Below are 3,587 nucleotides of genomic sequence, written 5' to 3'. Positions count from 1 at the left end.
TAATCAGGGTGTCGTAGGTTCGAATCCTACATGACTCACCATTTTTTAATCTCGGATGCGCGCGTATGGCGGAATTGGCAGACGCACTAGACTTAGGATCTAGCGGGCAACCGTGGGGGTTCAAGTCCCTCTACGCGCATCATAGTACGACAAAAGAAGTCTTGCTTAGCAAGGCTTTTTTTGTTGTTCAAAAGTAGGAAATGATACTCAAATGAGATGTTTTTGAGCTATTTTTTTGTCAAAGGAGTTAGCCTCGTGTACAATAAAAACAGCTAAGGGAGGACATATATGAATTTTTCCGTCACCTTTTTTACAAATATAAGCATTCTCATCACTTGTGCTTACCTTTTTAACCTCCTATATAAGAATTTTCTAAACCGAGCTTCCTCCAATGTGAAAAATAGTTTGTTGATTGTCACTTTTATTTTATCCGGCTGGCTGACGATGATGGTTGGTGTAGAATTAGGTAAGGGGCCCTTATTCGATTTGCGCGGCGTACCTATTATTTTTGCAACATTAGTGTTCCGAGATCCGCGCCATGTTTTTATTATTGGACTTGGTATCTCTGCTTCAAGATTTTTTGTCAATGGAATAACACCAAGCTCACTAACGGGATCAATTAATATCGCTATTATGGGACTCGTCGCTGCGGGGCTCGTCATGCTTTACGAACGACGCCAGTTATGGGGCTATCGTAAGAAGGCAACGATTTCTTTGCTCACCATCAATATTGTACAGGTAACTGGTATCGCGATCTTTGGCGCTCTGTCTCGTGAGTTGTACTTGAAGCAGATTATGCCTTTTACGCTGCCTCTTTCTATTTTGCTTGGTGCCTTATTCTTATTTATTATTAATGATTTTTATAACGAACAGCTCCGTTCGGACGAGCTGCGCGACAATAACTTGCTTCTAATGGAGCAAACGAAGGAGCTTGAAGACAAAGCGATACAAATCATGAAGTCATCCAAATACAAGTCGGACTTTCTCTCTAATATGTCTCATGAGCTTCGGACACCTCTTAATAGCATCATTGTCCTCTCAGAACTCATTCGTGAGAATACAGCCAGCAAGGAACACGATGAGAATTTTGAGTATGCAGACATGATAAACAGCTCTAGTAACGAATTGCTGCGAATCATTAATGACATCCTGGACTTATCCAAGATGGAAGCAGGGCAAATGGACATCAACTGGGGAGAAGTGTCCGTCGAGGATGTTACGCAGCTGGCATACCATGAATTTGCCCATTTAGCTGAAAAGAAGCAGCTAAGCTTCGAAGTTGTAATAGATGAAGAGGCTCCTCAAATGCTTGTATCCGATGGACAAAAGCTGAGCCAAATTATTCGCAATCTATTAAACAATGCGATTAAGTTTACGGATAAGGGCGAGGTCGCTTTGCACGTATACAAGGATAAGCTTACTGACTGCATTGTATTTGTTGTAAAGGACACCGGTATTGGGATAGATGAGGACAACCAGCAGCGAGTTTTTGATACATTTTCACAAGAGGACAGCACGATTCAGCGGAAATATGAAGGAACTGGATTAGGGCTTTCTATTTGCATACAGCTTACCAATCTACTTGGCGGCAAACTTGCGCTTAAAAGCACAAAGGGAGTTGGAAGTGAGTTTGCACTAAGTGTGCCGTTATATCCTGCATCCAAATAGGATAGCTGCTTCGATTGGAACCGCAAATCGCTTCCGACTAGGTTGGAGAGTAACGTACAGATAAGGGCCGCTAGATTCGACTAACGGCAAGGAAGGTGTAGTTAGGCAAACGAATGCCTTCCTACACCTTTCTTTATGGATTAAGCGAGGTATCCATATTTGTATAAATAAGAATGGCATCTCTTAGAAATAAAGCAGCACCGGGCTGGTTTTTATCATAATAGGCTGTAAACCTTTCATCATCTACATACATTTGAGCAACACCCGCATGTGCTTCTTTGGTATAGCTGCCCCAATAAAAACTTAGCCATTGTCGATGGAGATCGGCTGCTTTCTGTGCTAACTGACCAGCGGGATCACCAGTCGCAAAAGCTTCCTCAAGCATGCTTATGACCTCGGCTCCTAACTTTTCGATCTCAGTGTGCTGTTCTTTAGTCATGTTTTTGATTATTTGGTTAGAGAGATCCACCTTCTCGTTTCCGTACTTTTCTCTAATCTCTTTACCATAGCTCTTCTCGTTCTCATTAATGAGCTGCTGCTTAAAACCTTCGAATTTCTCTTTATTCTCCATTATTATTCTCCCTTCTTTTTGAGCTAATGTTTTGTCGACATTAGCGATAAGCTGATCTAGCTGTACTCTTTTCTCTAAAAGCTTTTGTCGATGCTGCAGCAGTGCCTTTTCACCGTCAAAGGAAGGTGATGTCACGATGGCCTTGATTTCCTCTAATCCGATTCCAAGCTCTTTGTAAAATAGAATCTGCTGCAGCCGATCAACCTCCGCTTGCCCGTAAATGCGATAGCCTGAGGAATTCAACCGTGCAGGTTTAAGCATGTCGATCTCATCATAATAACGCAGCGCACGTGTACTAATTCCAGCTAATCGACCTAGCTTTTGTATGGTGTATTCCATGTGTTCACCTCCTGACAACATCATCGTACACCTTCACGCAACGTGAAGGTCAACTGTTTTTTAATAACGCAAGATCAATAGTATAGGATTTAACCAGAGTGGAATTGGAGAATGGACTAATGTCTTTCATGTAATTATTCTGTTTATTGAAGTAATTAAACTCAATTCACGATTAACGAGGAATTGTAGTATAGCTGAGAATACTATTGTTGAAAATAAGTTTGCACAGCTATGGAGAGCGATATAGCATTATAAAATGGATGGAAAGCATATATGATTGAGAATGTTAAAGAGTTGCTCATTTGCGCTGTAAACGATATCCATTTATAATTGATGTTATTCTTCTTCTTTAATGATGGAATCATGTATTTACATGCTTTATTGTAGTAAACATAGGCTTTACAGCTCTATAGAAAGGGTTTTACATATGTAAATAAAGATTATTATAAATTAATTTCAAAAAAGACTTGCATTAATGGGTGAATGCATGGTATATTCTATTTCTGGCCGAGAGACACACGCGGACAGCAAGCAAAACAAGCATGACAAACGAAAGAATAGATTGCTCTTTGAAAACTGAACAACGAGTAATAACTGCCCTTACGATTCTAACGAATCGTGAGAAAAGCGATAAAAAAGTAATGAGCAAGTCAAACAACCAATTTGGAGAGTTTGATCCTGGCTCAGGACGAACGCTGGCGGCGTGCCTAATACATGCAAGTCGAGCGGACTAGCGTTTTCTTCGGAAAACGCYGGTTAGCGGCGGACGGGTGAGTAACACGTGGGTAACCTGCCTRTAAGACTGGGATAACATTCGGAAACGAATGCTAATACCGGATACGCGATWTGGTCGCATGATCGAATCGGGAAAGATGGAGCAATCTATCACTTATRGATGGACCCGCGGCGCATTAGCTAGTTGGTGAGGTAACGGCTCACCAAGGCGACGATGCGTAGCCGACCTGAGAGGGTGATCGGCCACACTGGGACTGAGACACGGCCCAGACTC

The 3,587-nt window shown here is 41.8% G+C and carries 2 protein-coding genes, 1 tRNA gene and 1 rRNA gene; 3 read left to right on the top strand and 1 reads right to left on the bottom strand.

Annotated features, from left to right (window positions below):
* Positions 1–59 precede the first annotated feature (59 nt).
* Both AB4Z45_RS32765 and AB4Z45_RS32760 read left to right on the top strand, forming a co-directional pair.
* Positions 60–139, top strand: a tRNA-Leu gene (locus AB4Z45_RS32765).
* A 254-nt stretch (positions 140–393) separates the two neighbouring features.
* Positions 394–1,668 (top strand): ATP-binding protein, encoded by a 1,275-nt coding sequence (locus tag AB4Z45_RS32760; RefSeq protein ID WP_441913815.1) that lies wholly within the window; start codon positions 394–396, stop codon positions 1,666–1,668.
* Between the two features lie 133 nt (positions 1,669–1,801).
* Here AB4Z45_RS32760 and AB4Z45_RS32755 read toward each other — a convergent pair whose 3' ends face one another.
* Positions 1,802–2,578, bottom strand: coding sequence for a MerR family transcriptional regulator (locus tag AB4Z45_RS32755; protein WP_441913814.1), 777 nt, complete (start codon positions 2,576–2,578; stop codon positions 1,802–1,804).
* 660 nt (positions 2,579–3,238) lie between these two features.
* On the opposite strand from AB4Z45_RS32755, the gene AB4Z45_RS32750 reads away from it, so the two are divergent.
* Positions 3,239–3,587 (top strand): 16S ribosomal RNA (locus tag AB4Z45_RS32750); the annotation flags it as partial.

Origin of the sequence: Paenibacillus sp. MCAF9, assembly GCF_052114265.1 — a bacterium.
Classification (GTDB): Bacteria; Bacillota; Bacilli; order Paenibacillales; family Paenibacillaceae; genus Pristimantibacillus.
The sequence above is the reverse complement of the archived record's forward strand: the minus strand, read 5'-3'. Positions and strand labels throughout refer to the sequence as shown.